Source organism: Mycobacteriales bacterium (assembly GCA_035533475.1).
Lineage (GTDB): Bacteria > Actinomycetota > Actinomycetes > DATLTS01 > DATLTS01 > DATLTS01.
The window spans coordinates 142,907-158,424 of sequence record DATLTS010000041.1 but is presented as its reverse complement, the minus strand read 5'-3'; the positions used below and the strand labels follow the sequence as shown (position 1 = coordinate 158,424).

At 70.2% G+C, this 15,518-nt stretch carries 16 protein-coding genes; 8 read left to right on the top strand and 8 right to left on the bottom strand.

Annotation, left to right across the window (positions count from 1 at the left end):
* The 3 genes from VNG13_09395 to VNG13_09385 are packed head-to-tail and all read left to right on the top strand — an operon-like array spanning position 1 to position 5,134.
* Positions 1-870, top strand: a complete 870-nt coding sequence (locus VNG13_09395) for an NUDIX hydrolase (GenBank protein ID HVA60734.1) — start codon at positions 1-3, stop codon at positions 868-870.
* A 41-nt stretch (positions 871-911) separates the two neighbouring features.
* A complete protein-coding gene (locus tag VNG13_09390; GenBank protein HVA60733.1) occupies positions 912-1,622 on the top strand; it encodes an MBL fold metallo-hydrolase in 711 nt (236 codons plus the stop codon).
* Positions 1,619-5,134 carry an adenylate/guanylate cyclase domain-containing protein gene (locus tag VNG13_09385; protein ID HVA60732.1) on the top strand — a complete coding sequence of 1,172 codons (3,516 nt, stop codon included), beginning with the start codon at positions 1,619-1,621 and terminating at the stop codon, positions 5,132-5,134. Before VNG13_09390 ends, VNG13_09385 begins: the two co-directional genes overlap by 4 nt.
* On the opposite strand, the gene VNG13_09380 is transcribed toward VNG13_09385, so the two are convergent.
* From VNG13_09380 to VNG13_09370, 3 genes are all read right to left on the bottom strand, one after another.
* Positions 5,131-5,805, bottom strand: coding sequence for a Crp/Fnr family transcriptional regulator (locus tag VNG13_09380; GenBank protein ID HVA60731.1), 675 nt, complete (start codon positions 5,803-5,805; stop codon positions 5,131-5,133). The genes VNG13_09385 and VNG13_09380 overlap by 4 nt on opposite strands.
* Positions 5,806-5,842: 37 nt before the next feature.
* A complete protein-coding gene (locus VNG13_09375) occupies positions 5,843-6,091 on the bottom strand; it encodes a hypothetical protein (protein HVA60730.1) in 249 nt (82 codons plus the stop codon).
* 77 nt (positions 6,092-6,168) lie between these two features.
* The gene (locus tag VNG13_09370; protein HVA60729.1) at positions 6,169-6,663 is read right to left on the bottom strand and encodes a hypothetical protein; all 495 of its coding nucleotides are present in this window, start codon (positions 6,661-6,663) and stop codon (positions 6,169-6,171) included.
* 258 nt (positions 6,664-6,921) lie between these two features.
* Between VNG13_09370 and nth the strand changes: the two genes are divergently transcribed.
* The 5 genes from nth (at position 6,922) to VNG13_09345 (ending at position 10,353) form a co-directional block, all read left to right on the top strand.
* Complete coding sequence (nth, locus tag VNG13_09365) at positions 6,922-7,578, top strand: endonuclease III (protein HVA60728.1); 657 nt, start codon at positions 6,922-6,924, stop codon at positions 7,576-7,578.
* Complete coding sequence (locus VNG13_09360; protein ID HVA60727.1) at positions 7,575-8,168, top strand: TlpA disulfide reductase family protein; 594 nt, start codon at positions 7,575-7,577, stop codon at positions 8,166-8,168. The genes nth and VNG13_09360 overlap by 4 nt, the downstream gene beginning before the upstream one ends.
* Entirely contained in the window at positions 8,165-8,857 is a 693-nt protein-coding gene (locus VNG13_09355; protein HVA60726.1) for a CoA pyrophosphatase, read from the top strand. Before VNG13_09360 ends, VNG13_09355 begins: the two co-directional genes overlap by 4 nt.
* A 40-nt stretch (positions 8,858-8,897) precedes the next feature.
* Positions 8,898-9,380 (top strand): hypothetical protein, encoded by a 483-nt coding sequence (locus tag VNG13_09350; protein ID HVA60725.1) that lies wholly within the window; start codon positions 8,898-8,900, stop codon positions 9,378-9,380.
* A 100-nt stretch (positions 9,381-9,480) separates the two neighbouring features.
* Complete coding sequence (locus tag VNG13_09345) at positions 9,481-10,353, top strand: glycoside hydrolase family 16 protein (GenBank protein HVA60724.1); 873 nt, start codon at positions 9,481-9,483, stop codon at positions 10,351-10,353.
* Here the strand turns inward: VNG13_09345 and VNG13_09340 are convergent.
* The 5 genes from VNG13_09340 to VNG13_09320 form a co-directional block, all read right to left on the bottom strand.
* Positions 10,350-10,823, bottom strand: a complete 474-nt coding sequence (locus VNG13_09340) for a DUF309 domain-containing protein (protein ID HVA60723.1) — start codon at positions 10,821-10,823, stop codon at positions 10,350-10,352. The genes VNG13_09345 and VNG13_09340 overlap by 4 nt on opposite strands.
* Entirely contained in the window at positions 10,805-11,725 is a 921-nt protein-coding gene (locus VNG13_09335) for an alpha/beta hydrolase (GenBank protein HVA60722.1), read from the bottom strand. The genes VNG13_09340 and VNG13_09335 overlap by 19 nt, the downstream gene beginning before the upstream one ends.
* A 34-nt stretch (positions 11,726-11,759) precedes the next feature.
* On the bottom strand, positions 11,760-12,221 hold the full coding sequence (locus tag VNG13_09330; GenBank protein ID HVA60721.1) for a phage holin family protein: 462 nt from the start codon (positions 12,219-12,221) through the stop codon (positions 11,760-11,762).
* Positions 12,222-12,297: 76 nt separating this feature from the next.
* Positions 12,298-14,286, bottom strand: coding sequence for an acetate--CoA ligase (gene acs, locus VNG13_09325; protein HVA60720.1), 1,989 nt, complete (start codon positions 14,284-14,286; stop codon positions 12,298-12,300).
* A 352-nt stretch (positions 14,287-14,638) separates the two neighbouring features.
* Entirely contained in the window at positions 14,639-15,445 is an 807-nt protein-coding gene (locus tag VNG13_09320) for an HAD family hydrolase (GenBank protein HVA60719.1), read from the bottom strand.
* Positions 15,446-15,518 lie beyond the last annotated feature (73 nt).

Sequence of the window (15,518 nt, the reverse complement as noted above, 5' to 3'; positions counted from 1 at the left end):
ATGTCGGCGGACCCGCCGGTGGCAGGGCTCCCCACGAGCATGCCGCTTCCCCGCGAGCTCCTAGTCCGGGCGCGGCAACTCGCCGCCGGAGAGATCATGCCGGTCACCCCGCGGGCCGCGGCCACGGTTGTCCTGCTCCGTGACGGTGGGTCCGGTCTCGAGGGGTACCTGCTTCGCCGGGTCCGAACCATGGCCTTCGCCGGGGGGATGTACGTCTTCCCCGGGGGCACGGTAGATCCGCGGGACTCGGCCTTGTCAGACGGGCACTGGGCGGGCGCGCCGCCGGATCAATGGGCCCGCATCCTCAGCGCCGATTCCGACCTCACCCGGGCCCTGGTCTGCGCCGCGGTCCGCGAAACCTTCGAGGAGTCCGGAGTTCTACTGGCTGGACCCACGGCAAACGACGTGGTCGAGGACACCCGCGGGGCGAACTGGGAGGCGGACCGGGCTGCCCTTGTCGACCGCACGCTCTCGTTCGCCGACTTCCTGGAGCGCCGCGAGCTCGTCCTGCGCGCGGACCTACTCCGGCCGTGGGCGCATTGGATCACCCCGGAGATCGAGACGAAGCGATACGACACCCGGTTCTTCGTCGCGGCGCTGCCGACCGGCCAGCGCACCCGTGACGTCGGTGGGGAGGCCGACCATGCCCAATGGCTGGCCCCCGCAACCGCCGTCGCGCGCCACCTCGAGGGTGACCTTGGCATGTTGCCACCGACCGTGGTCACGCTCCGAGAACTGTCCTCGTACGACCGGGTCGCGGACGTCCTCGCGGCCGGGAGCGACCGCGATGTCCGGCCCCGCCTGCCGCAGGTCGTGGTCGATGCTGACACCGCCCGGCTGCTGCTTCCGCACGCGGACGACGGCACCTGATGCTGCGGGCGGAGCGGGTTCTCGCCCCGAACCCGGGACCGATGACCCTCGATGGTACGAACACCTGGGTGCTGCGCGAACCCGGCGGCCGCAGCGCGGTCGTCGTCGATCCAGGGCCCGAAGACGGCGCACATCTCGCCCGGGTGGCCGCGTTCGGCCCGATAGCCGCCATCCTGCTCACCCACGGCCACGCCGACCACTCCGGAGGGGCCAGACGGTTCAGTGAGATCACCGGCGCGCCGGTCCGCGCCCTCGACCCGCGGCACCGTTACGGAGGGGAGGGGCTGGCCGAGGGCGACCTCGTCGCCGTCGATGGACTGGAGCTGCGGGTGATCGCCACCCCTGGGCACTCCGCCGACTCCCTCTGTTTCGCGCTACCAGCGGATCGAGCGGTACTCACCGGTGACACCGTGCTCGGCCGCGGGACCAGCGTCGTGGCCTATCCGGACGGACGGCTTGGCGACTACCTCGGGTCGATCCGGCGGCTGCGTGCCCTCGCCGACGACGGCGTCGACGTGCTGCTGCCGGGGCACGGGCCGGTCGTGTCATCGGCCGCGTCCGTGCTCGACTTCTACCTGGCCCACCGGGCAGAGCGCCTGGCCCAGGTGCAGGCGGCAGTGGACGCGGGGGTGCGCGAGCCGGCGGCGGTCGTTCGGCAGGTGTATGCCGACGTCGACCCAAGCCTGTGGCCGGCCGCGGAACTGTCGGTGCGCGCGCAACTGGACTATCTCGAGGGACATCGAAGGTCGTGACGGCGGTCCAGCTGGTCTGCATCGTCTGCGGAACGCCCCTGGTGCCGGGGGCCCGGTTCTGCTTCGCCTGCGGCTCCCCGCAGGAACGGAGCGAGGAGCTGGAGGCGAGTGCGGAGCGCCGCTTCGTGACGGTGCTGTTCGGCGATCTCTCGGATTTCACCGCCTGGGCCGAGGAGCTCGATCCGGAACAGGTCGGCGCGGTCGCGGACCGCGCCCTCGCGGCCATGAGCCACGCTGTGACCGAAGTCGGCGGTCACGTCGACAAGCTGACCGGAGACGGCATCATGGCCGTCTTCGGCGCTCCGACCGCTCATGAGGACGACGCGGAGCGTGCCGTGCGTGCGGCGGCCACGATGCAGACCGAGATCCGCCGGCTGATGGAGGCGGAGTCCGGGGGTGGCCGTCGACTCGGTCTTCGGGTCGGTCTGAACACCGGCGAGGTCATCGCCGGGATCCAGGCCCACCTGTCCTACACCGTGATCGGCGACACCGTGAATACAGCGGCCCGGCTCTCCGACGCGGCGGGAGTCGGCCGGACGTGGGCCGGACGTGAGACCGCCCTGGCTAGCCTGCACGTCGCCTCTTGGCGAGCATTGCCGGCCGTTCGGCTCAAGGGGAAGCGGGAGCCGTTCGAGGCATTCGAACTCGTTGCTATCCGCCCGCCCGGACAGACCCGGCTCGGTCTTGGTGCCGAGGCCCCCTTCGTCGGCCGCGACGCCGAACGCGGTGTCATCGTCGGCCGGGTGATGGACGTGATCGACCGTGGCCAGCCGGTCGCCCTCGTCGTCACCGGTGAGGCTGGCGTGGGAAAGACCCGTCTGGTCTCGGAGGTGACCCGCTTCGCCGGCGAGCTGCCCGACTTGCGGGTGCTCCAGGGTCGAGCGCGACCCTACGGCGAAGGTCGGGAACTGTCGGTGTTCGTCGACTGGTTGCGCGTCGCCTGCGGTATCACCGACATGGACTCGCCGGCGGAGGCGGTTGCCCGGCTCCGGCGAACGGTGACCCGGCTGGCCGACGCCGGGCCCCTCGGCCTTCCCGTGGCTGCGCTCATCGACCGCCTGCTGCCCTTGATCGGAGTGGAGGGCGAGCCCTCGATTCCGCGCGAGTCCGCGGCCCCGGGCGGGTCGGGTGTGGCCGGCGATCCGATCCGGCTCTCGGTTCTGCGTCTGCTGGCCGGGCTCGCCGCCGAGGGCCCCCTGCTCCTGGTTGCCGACGACCTGCAATGGGCTGACGCCGGCTTGCTCCGTGATCTCGGGTGGGTGGCTGGAAAGTTGAGCGGCCCGGTCATCGTGATCTGCGTGGGGCGCAGCGAACTCCCGGCCGGTCCCGAGGGGGACTGGTGGCGGACCCTTCCTAATCCTGAGCTCATCCCGCTGCTGCCGCTCGACTCGATGGCGGCCGGTCGGCTGCTCCGGGCCTATCTCGGCGGGGCCGAGCTCGAGCCAGGCGCGCAACAGGCGCTGCTTCGACGGGCGCAAGGAAACCCGTTCTTCCTCGCCGAGTTGTTGAACCTGCTCGTCGACCGCGGCCTGCTGCGTCGCACGGGCGCGAGTTGGACCCTAGTGGGCGAGCTGCCGCCGGACGTCCTCCCGGCCGGCGTTCAGGCCGTTCTCGCCGCCCGGATCGATGCCCTGGATACAGCCACCAAGACGGTCCTCCGCGATGCTGCCGTAGTCGGCCCGCGCTTCGCGCTCACGGCCCTGCTCGCTGTCGACCCGGAGGCAGCAGCCCTCGTGGTCCGAAGCGTTGCCGAGTTGGTCGAGCGCGGGATCCTGGCGCCGGCGGAGGATGAGGAGTCCGGTCGCACGTACGTCTTCTCCCACGCCCTTACCCGGGATGTGGCCTACGCCGGAATCCCGAAAGCCGAGCGGGCCCGTCGCCATGCGATCGCCGCGGTGTGGGCGGTCGCCAATCTCGCCGCCCCGGCAGCCGAGGTCGACACGTTCGTGGCGGCGCACGCCGAGCGGGCCATCGAGCTGGCGACCGAAATGGGGCTCGGCCCGGGTGATCCCGCCTGGCGGGCCAGGCCGTCTGGCGTTCGAGCGTTGGGCCGCCTCGCGTCTGCGGCACTGAGCCGGGAGGACAACGTCCGGGCCGAGCGGCTCTACACGAAGGCTCTCGGGTTCGCGGAAGGCGCCGGCGCGGAGGGCGATCTGCTCGATCTTCAGGTCGGAAGGGCGGCGGCCCGGGCTGCGCTGCATCGGATCTCCGATGCCGAAGCCGACCTCGCTGGACCGCTCGAGTCCGACAACCTTCCGATCCGGGCGGCCGCGCTCGTCGTTCTCGGCCGGTTGCGGGCGCAGCGCGGCCACGACGATGCGGCGACCGCCGCCTTCGTTTCGGCGCTCGCGACCGCAAGCGACAGCGGCGTGAATCGGGTCACCGCCGAGGCCCTGCGTGAGTTGGGGTTGGTTGACTACCGGGCCGGTCGGCTCCCCGGCGCCGAAGCCCGCTTCGGGCAGGCGCTGGACCTGGCCGAACGGATCGGCGATGTTCGGGGAACTGGATGGGCCCTGCAGCACCTCGCCTGGAGCGCCACAACCCGCGGTGACTATCAGCTCGCCGAGTCCATGCTGGCCCGGGCCGCGGACGTCTTCGGGTCGCTGGACGACTCTGGTGGACTGTCCTGGTGCGCCGGCACCGAGGCCTTCGTGCGGCTCTTGCAGGGCAGGTTGCATGAAGCGCGGGAACTCGCCCGCGGGTTGCTCCCGCTCGGCGAGGCAATGGGTGAGCGGTGGGGGGTGGCAGCCTGCCTCACCATTGACGCGTTCGCTGCGGCAGAACTCGGTGATCTTGACATCGCCCGAGACGAGGCCGCTCGCGCGCACACCGAATTCGCGGATCTCGCCGATACGTGGGGCCGGTCGATGTCGTTGGCCGCCCGGGCTTTTGCCGAGCGCGGCGCGGCCCGTCCCGACCTGGCGATCGACCTGTTCGAACAGGCGGTCGGGGCGTCCGAGTTGGGTTCGCATCCAGTGACGGGTTCGCTGGCACTCTGCGGGATCGGCTACTGCCAGCTCGACCGGGGAGACCCGAAGGCCGCCCGACTGGCAGCCGAGCGCGCGGTCGCCATGCTCGACGGTCTCGAGCTGGAGCCGGCAGCGCTGGTCGGTACACAGGTCTTGCTCGCCCAGGCGATTCGGGCCGAGGGTGATCTCGCCGAGGCCTTGCGACTGCTCGCTGACGTGGCCGATGTCACCGACGAACCCTCCCTGCTGTTCCCCCGCCGGCAGGCCCTCGCGCACTATGCGGGGGCGCTCCTCGAGGCCGGAGACGTTCACCCAGCCTTGGCGGTGATCCATCGAGCATTAGCGGTGCCGGCCGAGGACGTTCGCTCGCGGGTCGTGGCGCTCCGAGTCCTCGCCCAATGTCTCGCGGCCGCTGGAGATCCCCCCGCGGCCCGATTGGCCGCTCGGCAGGCTGAGGCTCTGGCGAGGTCGACCGAGCAGGTGAGCGAGCGCCCCACGACGCGACGCCTGCTCGCCGGACTGCTCGCCGGCAACGGCGTCTAGTGCGCGCGCCGGGTCAGCCGGTCCACATCGAGGAGAAGGACGGCGCGGCCGTCGAGGCGCAGCCAGCCGCGGCCCGCGAAGTCGGACAGCGCCTTGTTCACCGTCTCCCGGCTGGCGCCGACCAGTTGCGCCAACTCCTCCTGGGTCAGGTCGTGCGTCACCCGCACAGCATCTCCCTCGACCTCGCCGAATCGGTCGGCGAGATCGAGCAGTGCTTTGGCGACCCGTCCCGGCACGTCGGTGAACACGAGGTCGGCCATCGCCTCGTTCGTGCGGCGCAGCCGACGGGCGAGGGCGGCCAGTAGGAATTCGGCGACCTGCGGGTGTTCGAGTAACCACGGTCGCAAATCCGCATGGTCGAGCGAGACGAGCGCGACCTCCGTGAGCGTCGTCGCGGTGGCCGTTCGCTCGCCGGGGTCGAACAGCGAGAGCTCGCCGAGCAGGTCCCCGGGGCCGAGCACAGCGAGCATGTTCTCTCGGCCGTCCCCGGCGGATCGGGAGATCTTCACCTTGCCGTCGAGGACGATGTACAGCCGGTCGCCAAGCTCGCCCTCGCGGAAGACGATCTCGCCCCGCTCCAGGTTGCCGGGCCGCAGACGGGCTGCCAGGGCGGTAGCCGCCGGCTCGTCGAGCGCGGCGAAAAGTGGCACGCTCGCCAGCAGGGAGTCCACGGGATCCTCCCCTCGAACGGCGTCGCGGTGTGGCAGCTTAGGCCGGGCGCCCGGCCCGGCGCACCAGCGGCCGCCCACGCCGACGGAAGCGGCGCCAGTGCCGATTGATTGCGAGCGCCGCGTCGGTGGACACGATGATCTCCACCTCATCCGGGTGCGCCGTCTCGAGCACCGCGACAACCTGTTCGCCGAGCGCCTCGTCGCGCAAGGGTCGCTCAACCCGGTCCATCGCCAGCATCAGGGCTAGCAGCAGGAGCGGGGAGCACAGGGCCACCACGAGAAGCATGTTGCGCCTATCGTGCCCGATCCGGCGTGGCCGCACACTCGCCACCCCCGATTATCCGGCGGCGAGTCGAAGCCGGGCTACCCGTCGGCGGTTCGGCGCTGGTTCGGAGCCACCGGCAGTGCGGAGAGGCAGAGCCCCGGCTCCGCCCGGTACCGGGCGATCAGCTCACCGGTGGCACCGTCCAGGCGACGATGCAGCGCCGTCCGGTAGGCCGACAGTTGGCTCTCGGCCTTCGACAGGTCGTGCACCAGAGTCTGGTTGTAGGTGAGGTCGCCAGGCCGGTGGTCGCGCGCCCACAGGTCGGCGAGGTCCGGGAGCGGTGGCATGTCATCGATCGCCACCACCTGAATGAGCACCCGGCGCTCGCTGGTCAGCCGGTGTCCGGCAAAGAGCCCGCGCAGGTTGTCGACCGCGGGGGGTACGCCGGTCATCGACGCCCGGACGAGGTCCAGCCGGGCCTGGATGATCCGCCGCCAGTAGGAGACCCGTGCCTCCTCGGCGGTGAGTGTCTCGCGGTAGCGGCGCAGTCCGGGGAGGCTCAAATGGGCGAATTCCGGTTGACGCTGGGGCACCGGTCGTAACCGGGACGAGGCGGTTGACGTTTTCTCCACGGGGAGGCCTCTCACGCAGGGGCGATTACTCTCCGTAATCACATGCGGCGCATCGGCCGGCTGGCCCGGGAGCTTGAGGCTCGCGGCGCGGGTGTCACCCGGTCGGGTGAGCGCCGTAGGCTCGCCTGCGTGATGGCTCGTGCCGCGGCGGTCGGCCGCTCGCCGGGCGCGCTGGCCGACGCCTCGAACCGAACGCAGTTGGTGCGCCGGGCCCGGCGGATGAACCGGGCGCTGGCGCAGCTTTACCCGGACGCGCACTGCGAGCTGGATTTCTCCACCCCGCTGCAGTTGCTCGTCGCGACGATCCTGTCCGCCCAGTGCACCGACAAACGGGTCAACGAGGTGACGCCCCGCCTGTTCGGCGAGTACCGCAGCGCGGCCGAGCTCGCCGCTGCCGACCGGGGCGATCTCGAAGCGATCATCCGATCGACCGGGTTCTTCCGGGCAAAAGCGACCAACATTCTCGGCATGGCCCAGGCTCTCTGCGAGCGCTACGGCGGTGAAGTGCCGGGCAGCTTGGCAGACCTCGTAACGTTGCCGGGCGTGGGTCGCAAGACCGCCAACGTCGTGCTCGGGAACGCGTTCGGTATCCCCGGTATCACCGTCGACACCCATTTCGGTCGGCTCTCCCGGCGCTTCGGCTGGAGCGCAGCGGACGACCCGGTCAAAGTCGAACACGACGTGGGAGCCCTGTTCCGGCCGGCGGACTGGGTGCTCCTGTCGCACCGGCTGATCTGGCATGGCCGCCGGGTGTGCCATTCGCGGCGGCCGGCCTGCGGGGCTTGCGGACTAGCCCGCTGGTGTCCGTCCTTCGGGCTCGGTCCCGTCGAGCCGGCGGTCGCCGAGCGGTTGATCCGCAACCGTAGCGTTCCGTGACCGGCCGGTTGGCCGCCCGAGGGCTCTCGGGCGCCGCCATGCTCGCCGTGGCCGCCTGCGGCACGGCCGCAGCCCCGGGCCCGACCACCGGCCCCGCCGTCGCGGCGGCTGACCTGGCTCGGTGCCCGCCGGCTACCAGCTCGGGTTCGATCGCGGGTGGCCTTCCCGCCCTCTCCCTGCGCTGCCTCGGCGTCGGCCCGGGGGTCGATCTGGCTGGGTTGCGCGGAACTCCCACGGTGCTGAACCTGTGGGCTTCCTGGTGCGGCCCATGCCAGGCCGAGGTCCCAGTGCTCGAGTCGGTGTATCGAGACGCCGGCTCTCGGCTGAGGGTCCTCGGTGTGGACGTCATGGACGGCGGCGGGGCCGCGCTCAGCTTTGCCGCCGCTGCCGGGATGACCTATCCGTCCGTGGTCGATCCGGGTGGCGAGAGCCTGCATCGCCTGGGTCTGATCGGACTCCCCGACACCGCCTTCGTCACGGCTGCCGGTCGCCTTGTCGACATTCATGTCGGCCCGTACGGGAGCCGACAGCAGTTCGCGGCGGACATCCACCGGTACCTGGGGATCAGCCTCCCCCTGGCCAAGCGTTGAGCGCATCCCCGCCCGAGTGGCTGCGGCCCCTGCTGGCCGCGGTCGCGGACCCGCCAAGGACCGGCTTCGATCGCTATGCGCCGCCCGCCGTGGATGCCGGCCGGCGCTCGGCCGTACTAATCCTGTTCGGCGAATCCTCCGCCGGGCCCGACCTGCTCTTCATCGAGCGGAGCGCCACGCTGCGCAGCCACGCCGGTCAACCGGCCTTCCCCGGAGGTGTCGTAGAAGAAACTGATCCCGATCCGGCGGCGGCGGCGCTGCGCGAGGCTCAGGAGGAGACCGGACTCGATCCGGCCGGAGTCGAGGTGCTCGCCACCCTGACTCCCCTGTGGTTGCCGCCGAGCGGTTTCGTCGTCCGACCGGTGCTCGCGTGGTGGCGCCGGCCGACGGCCGTCCGGGCCGTCGATCCGGCGGAGGTCGCACGGGTGGCGCGGGTCGCGGTGCGTGATCTGGCTGACCCAGCCCGACGGACCCAGGTGGTGCACCCGAGCGGCTACATGGGGCCCGGATTCGAGGTGGACGGCTTCCTGGTCTGGGGCTTCACCGCCCGGTTGGTCGACACCCTGCTCGAGCTCGGTGGCTGGGCCCGCCCGTGGGATCGCTCGCGGGTTCGGCAATTGCCGGCCGAGACGGCCCGGCTAGCGGCCCGCGATCGCGGCCCACGGGAGGGCTGGCCCGAGCCGCGGTGACTCATCTCACAAGCCGGTGGCTGTACTGGGCACCGAACCCGTGCTTACTGTTGCAAGCGGGGATAAGACCGTCGAGGGAAAGGACCGGGCGATCATCATGAGCACAGTGTGCGTCGAACGACCGATCGCCGCCGACCCGAGCAGCGTCGCGCTGCTGCTGTCGGGGCCGACCGGGGTCGCGCTCTGGCCCGGGGTCCAGAACGTCCAGGAGGCCGGGGAACCCACCAGGGTCCTAGCCGATGTGCCGGGCCGCGGGCGAGTCCGCGTCGATGTTTCGACAGCGGCACCGGTGCGGACGCCCACCGCATTCGTCGTTGCATTCCGTTTCGACGGTGAGGTGCCCGCCACGTCCGGGGCCCTCGTCCTCGACTTCGTCGCAGCTGCCGACGGTTCACGTCCGACGACCCGTGCGGCGCTTCGACTGGCCTATCCAGGACCCGAGCCGGACCGGCTGCGATCCCTCGCCTCGGCCTTCCTGGACAATCTCGCGACTGTTGCGGAGCAGCGTTCGCACGCCGCGTGAGTGCCGTCCGGTGGGCAGGAGAGCGACCCCCCCGTGCCGAACTTGTGGACCACAGCCGCCGTCGCCCGTAGGCTGATTTGCCCCGGTTAGGGAGGACAATGTGCGGCTACGGCGAGCGGCATTGCGCGCCGCGCTGCTCGGTCTCACGGGCGTCCTGCTCGCTGCCGCGCCGGCGAGCCACGCGGATGGGGGCCTGCGGTCGGCCGTGGCCCCGGGCCCGCACCTGATCTTCGACGACGAGTTCAACGGGCTGGCCGGCAGCTCGCCCAACCTGGCGAACTGGGCTCACGTCCTGGGTGGCGGGGGTTTCGGGACTCACGAGCTGGAGTCGAACACCGACCTGATCTCCAACGCCCACCTCGACGGCGCCGGACACCTGCTGATCGTCGCCCGCCGGCAGGACTACACCGGTCCCGACGGGGTGCGACGGCAGTACACCTCGGCACGGCTGATCACCCGGACAGGTGATTTCGTCTACGGCCGTGCCGAGATCAGGGCCAAGTTTCCACCCGGGATGGGGCTGTGGCCGGCATTCTTCGCGATGGGCGGCACATCGCTGGCTCCGACCTGGCCGATCACCGGGGAGTACGACCTGATGGAGGGCACCGGAGAGGCCCCCAACCTGTCCACGGCCACCGCGCACGGCCCCATCTTCGGTCCCGGACAGACCCGGTACCACGGGGTCTCGGGTCACTACCAGATCGTCGGGCAGGACTGGTTGCCGCGGCCGTTATCGGCTGGATTCCACGTCTACGCGGTGGACGTGTCGCCCGGGCTCTTGACGTTCTCGCTGGATGGCGTCCCTTACCTGTCGGTCACCCCCGCCAGCCTGCCCCCCGGTGGCGGGTGGGTATTCAACTCCCCGGTGTACTTCGTCCTCGACCTGGCGGTTGGGTCCTGGGGTGGGCCGCCAGGCCGGACCGCCTTCCCCAAGAGCCTGATCGTCGACTACGTGCGGATCTACGCCGGCTAGAGGAAACGCACTCGGACCCCCCAGGACCCCGTCGCGACCAGCTCGGCGACGAGGTCTCGGACATCGCCGAGTAGGACCTCGATCCGAAGCTCGGTAGGTGCATCGCGGCACCCGGCCACGAGTTCGGCTCCCCGCCCGAGAAGGGCGACCGCTCCGGTGACATTGCCGCGTTGGGCATGGGTGAGGCCGACGGCGATCTGGGCCAGCCCGCGCCACAGGTCGCGCCGATCGACCGGGGCCGCCTTCCACATCTGCTCGAACAGTTCGTGCGCCGCGAACGGTCGTCCGGCGTCGACGAGCCGGGCTGCGGCCCCTAGGACGGCGCCGGCCTCCGCGACGAAAGGCCGGGCTCCCGGCTCGGGCACACCGGCCGCGCCCCGGGCCAGCGGTCGGCCGGTGACGTCGCGTGGACGGGCGTTACGGGGACGCCCCGATGCGTCCCGGTCCCGCGTCAGCCGTCCTTCAGCCATCGCACGAGCTCCCCGTTCACGCGATCCGCCGCCTCTTCGTGCGGAAAGTGGCCGACCCCGTCGATCAGGAGCCACTCGTAGGCGGCTGCCACGTATCGACCGGACGCGCGGGCCGTTGACGCAAGCACGCACCGGTCGAGGGCCCCATGGATATGCAGCGTCGGCACGGGAACCGGTTCCCGGAGGGCCCGGGAGAAGCGGTGGCCGTCGGGCCGGAGTTGGGAGCGGACAAACCAGCGGTAGTACTCCAGGCTGCGATGGGGAACGTAGAGGATCTGCATCGCGTCCCGGTAGCGCCGCTCGGCTTCCGGATCCGGATACCCCGGCCCGCCCCATAGCGCGAGTAGCTCGGCGACCCACCTGGCGTCGTTGCGGACCAGGCGTCGTTCCGGCTGCCACGGAAGCTGGAAGCCGAGCAGGTAACTGCTGGCGCCGAACTGTCCCTGCGGACGCCGGACGATGGCCGACCGCATGGCCAGCGGGTGGGCGATGCCGAGCATCGCGATCCGACGAACGACCGCCGGCCGGAGCACCGCGGTGGATACCGCGAGGACCCCACCCCAGTCGTGCCCGACGATGGCGGCATCGGACTCCCCGAGCGCCCGGATCAGTCCCACGACATCGGCGCTCAGCCCCGCCTGGTCGTAGCCGCGCGGCGGTTTGTCGCTCGCGCCGTAGCCTCGCAGGTCGGGGGCTACGACCCGATACCCAGCTGCGGCCAGCGCGACGATCTGGGCCCGCCACGTCCACCAGAACTGCGGGAAACCGTGCAGGAGCAACACGAGCGGACCGGTGCCGAGCTCGGCAACATGGAAACGCACGCCGTTCGCGCTGACATCCCGATGAACCCACGGGCCGTCGACGAGCACCGCCGAGTCGTCGATGACGCGGCGCCCGGCCATGGCCGACAGCCTCGCACATCCGGCCGGATCTGGGTCAGTCCGTATGTCGAGCGCGAAGCTCCGCCAGCTCGTGCGCGTCCGGATCGGGAGCCACCGTCGGGTGCCGAGCCCAGGCCAGCGAGTCCTGCACGGTACGGATCGTTCGTTCCGGCTTGCCGACGCGGACCGCCTTTGTTGCGCCGGTGATGGCGAGCAGGCCGGCCAGGACCCCGTAGGCGCCGCCCACGCACACGAACCCGTAGCCGAGCGAGACGCCGAGAGCGGAGATGCCGAATGCCGCGGCCACCGACAGGAAGACGAGCGCGAACAGGCCCAGGCCGCCGGCTGCCCCGAACAGCCCGGCAGCTATTCCCACCCGCTTGGCGGCCGCGGTGAGTTCGGCTTTCGCAAGCTCCATCTCCTGATGCACAAGCAGCGACATGTCCCGGCTGGCGGTGGCCACCAGTTCCCCGATCGAGCGCTCTTCGATCGGCGGTGCATCGTGGTCGGTCGACATGGCGCCTCCTCTTCTGACCTCGGCGATCCCCCGGCATCCTGCCCGGAAACCGCCCCGGGTGCTCAGGCCGCCACGACTACTCCTCCTTTTCGCCGGCGCCACCGGCCATGTGCTGCTGAATGGCGTTGACGACCGTCGGGTCGAGCAGCGTTGTCACGTCCCCGAGCTCGCGATTCTCCGCGACGTCGCGGAGCAGCCGCCTCATGATCTTTCCGCTCCGCGTCTTCGGCAGCTCCGGACTGATCAGGATCTGCCGGGGCTTTGCGATCGGCCCGATTTCCTTGGCCACGTGGTTGCGCAGCTCGGTGACGAACGCCTCACCGCTGGATTCGTCCTCGGCGACGTTGCCCTTGACGGTCACAAACGCGACGATGGCCTGACCGGTCATCGGGTCGCTCGCTCCGACCACGGCCGCCTCCGCGACCTTCGGGTGGCTGACGATCGCATGCTCCACCTCGGTGGTCGAGATGCGATGCCCGGAGACGTTCATAACGTCATCGATCCGTCCGAGCAGCCACAAATCTCCGTCCTCGTCCTTCTTCGCGCCGTCGCCGGCGAAGTACATCCCCGGAAAGCGCGACCAGTAGGTCTCTCTGTACCGCTCGTCATCGCCCCAGATTCCCCGGAGCATCCCGGGCCATGGCTGGGTGATCACGAGATACCCACCCTGCCCGTCCGGGACGGGGAGGCCCTCGTTATCGACGACGTCGGCGCTGACCCCTGGGAACGCGGTCATTGCTGCACCCGGCTTGGTGGCGGTGATCCCTGGTAGTGGCGTGATCATGATGCCGCCGGTCTCGGTCTGCCACCAAGTGTCGACGATCGGGCAGCGGTCGCCGCCGATGAACTTGCGGTACCAGATCCAGGCCTCCGGGTTGATCGGCTCACCGACAGAGCCGAGCAATCGGAGGCTGGACAGGTCGCGCGAGGTGGGCAGATCCTCCCCCCATTTCATGAAGGTGCGGATGGTCGTCGGGGCCGTGTAGAGAACCGTGACCTTGTACTTCTCGATGATCTGCCACCAGCGATCCCGGCCGGGCGTATCGGGCGTGCCCTCGTAGAGCACCGATGTCGTGCCGTTCGCCAGCGGGCCGTAGACGATGTAGCTGTGACCGGTCACCCAGCCGATGTCGGCCGCGGTCCAGAAGACGTCCGCGTCCGGCTTCAGGTCGAAGATCAATCGGTGGGTGGCGCTCACCTGGGTGAGGTAGCCACCCGAGGTGTGCAGGATGCCCTTAGGCTTCGCCGTCGTCCCCGACGTATACATGATGTAGAGCGGGTGCTCGGCGTCGAACGGTTGCGCCTCGTGGGTTTCAGAGGCTGAGTCGACGATTTCGTGCCACCACACGTCGCGTCCAGGGTTCCACTCGACGTCCTGCCCCGTGCGTCGCACGACGAGGACGTGGTGGACGTCCGGACACTCCTTCAGCGCCTCGTCGACGTTTGGCTTGAGCGCGCTCGGAGCCCCACGGCGGTTCCCGCCGTCTGCGGTGATGACCATCCGGGCGTCGCAGTCGAGGATCCGTCCCTTGAGGGCGTCAGCCGAGAAGCCGCCGAAGACAACGGTATGCGGTGCGCCAAGCCGAGCGCAGGCGAGCATCGCGACCACCGTCTCGGGGATCATCGGCATGTAGATGGCGATCTTGTCGCCGGCGGCGATGCCCAGGTCGGTAAGGGCGTTGGCGGTCTTGCACACCTCACGTTGCAGGTCGGCGTAGGTGATTGTCCGGGTGTCTCCGGGCTCCCCCTCCCAGTAGAAGGCGACCTTGTCCCCGGCCCCGGCCTCGACGTGACGGTCCACGCAGTTGTAGGCAACATTGAGTCGACCGCCGATGAACCACTTGGCGTAGGGCAGGTTCCACTCGAGAACCTGGCTCCAGCGGGTGCTCCAGGTCAGTCGCTCGGCCTGTCCTGCCCAGAACGCCAACGGGTCCTTTGCCGCTTCAGCGTAGATTTCCGGTTGCGCGTTCGCCGCAGCCGCCAGATCGGCGGGCGGTTCGAAGCGACGGTTCTCGTGGAGCAGTGCGGACAGCGCAGAACTCTGACCAGCCTCGGTCTCGGGCATGCTCGGTCTCCTCTGTCGGCGGGCGGGTCTCGGCTAGATCGTCTGCCTCGCGCCCGAGGTTCGCAAGGGCGCGGCGACGGCCTGTGGTGGACGGGGACATGCGAACGGCGCCCCGGGCTTCGGGACGCCGCCCACTGGCACGGCGGGCGGGTTACCAGGCGTGCACCTTCGTCTAGTCCGACGGGTTCGACCCGTCTGGACGCGCCTCTCGCGGCTGGTCGCGCGTGGGTGCCCGGTTGCCGTGCGCCGACTCTCGATCGGGGGGACACCGCCCCTCGCGACCGGCGAGCCGGCTCCCTGTTTCTACTCCGTTCCCGCCCGGATGGGAAGAGCCCGAACCGAAATGGGCGGCTCAGGTCCGCGTCCGGCGTCGGGTCGAGTACCAGGCCAGGCCGAGACCAGCGATCGCACCCGTGGCCAGCGCGCCGACGAGGATCGGGCCCGGCGGCGATACCCGGTTCCGGAGCGAGACGGGGCGGCGAAATTCGAGGACCGGCCAGCCGCGGGCGGCTGCTTCCCGGCGCAGGGCACGGTCCGGGTTTACCGTCGTTGGGTTCCCGACCGCCTCAAGCATCGGAAGGTCGGTCATCGAGTCGCTGTAGGCGTAACAGGCGGCTAGGTCATAGCCATGGGATTCCGCGAGTTCCCGGATCGCTTCGGCCTTGCCCGGCCCGTACGCGTAGAACGCGATGTCGCCGGTATAGCAGCCGTCGGCCACGACCATCCGGGTCGCGATTACATGGTCAGCACCGACCATCTCCCCGATCGGCCCGACCACCTCTTCTCCGCTGCTCGACACGATCACGACGTCACGACCGGCGCTTTGATGCTCCTCGATGAGGGCAGCCGCCTCGGCGTAGATCAACGGGTCGATCAGCTCGACTATCGCTTCGGTGACGATGCCTCGGACCTGCTCGACGTCCCAGCCGCTGCACAGGCGTTTGAGGTAGTCGCGCATGCGGTCCATCTGGTTCTCGTCAGCCCCGCCGAGCAGGTAGACGAACTGGGCGTAGGTCCCCTTTAGGACGGCCCGGCGGTTGATCAGGCCACCCTGGTAGAAGGATCTCCCGAACGCGAGGGTGCTCGACTTGGCGATGATCGTCTTGTCCAGGTCGAAGAAGGCCGCGGTACGCTGCACCTCGGGTCCGACCCTATCCATGGCCCCGAGGATAGGCGTCCCGGTCCTGCACACCCGACCCGACAATTTTTTCGGGCTCTCGGGTTTGCTCGCG

Coding starts and splice junctions, on each gene's coding strand:
- VNG13_09395 (HVA60734.1), top strand. CDS start 1: ATGTCGGCGGACCCGCCGGTGGCAGGGCTCCCCACGAGCATGCCGCTT.
- VNG13_09390 (HVA60733.1), top strand. CDS start 912: ATGACCCTCGATGGTACGAACACCTGGGTGCTGCGCGAACCCGGCGGC.
- VNG13_09375 (HVA60730.1), bottom strand. CDS start 6,091: ATGCTTCTCGTGGTGGCCCTGTGCTCCCCGCTCCTGCTGCTAGCCCTG.
- nth (HVA60728.1), top strand. CDS start 6,922: ATGAACCGGGCGCTGGCGCAGCTTTACCCGGACGCGCACTGCGAGCTG.
- VNG13_09340 (HVA60723.1), bottom strand. CDS start 10,823: ATGGCTGAAGGACGGCTGACGCGGGACCGGGACGCATCGGGGCGTCCC.
- VNG13_09335 (HVA60722.1), bottom strand. CDS start 11,725: ATGGCCGGGCGCCGCGTCATCGACGACTCGGCGGTGCTCGTCGACGGC.
- VNG13_09330 (HVA60721.1), bottom strand. CDS start 12,221: ATGTCGACCGACCACGATGCACCGCCGATCGAAGAGCGCTCGATCGGG.
- acs (HVA60720.1), bottom strand. CDS start 14,286: ATGCCCGAGACCGAGGCTGGTCAGAGTTCTGCGCTGTCCGCACTGCTC.
- VNG13_09320 (HVA60719.1), bottom strand. CDS start 15,445: ATGGATAGGGTCGGACCCGAGGTGCAGCGTACCGCGGCCTTCTTCGAC.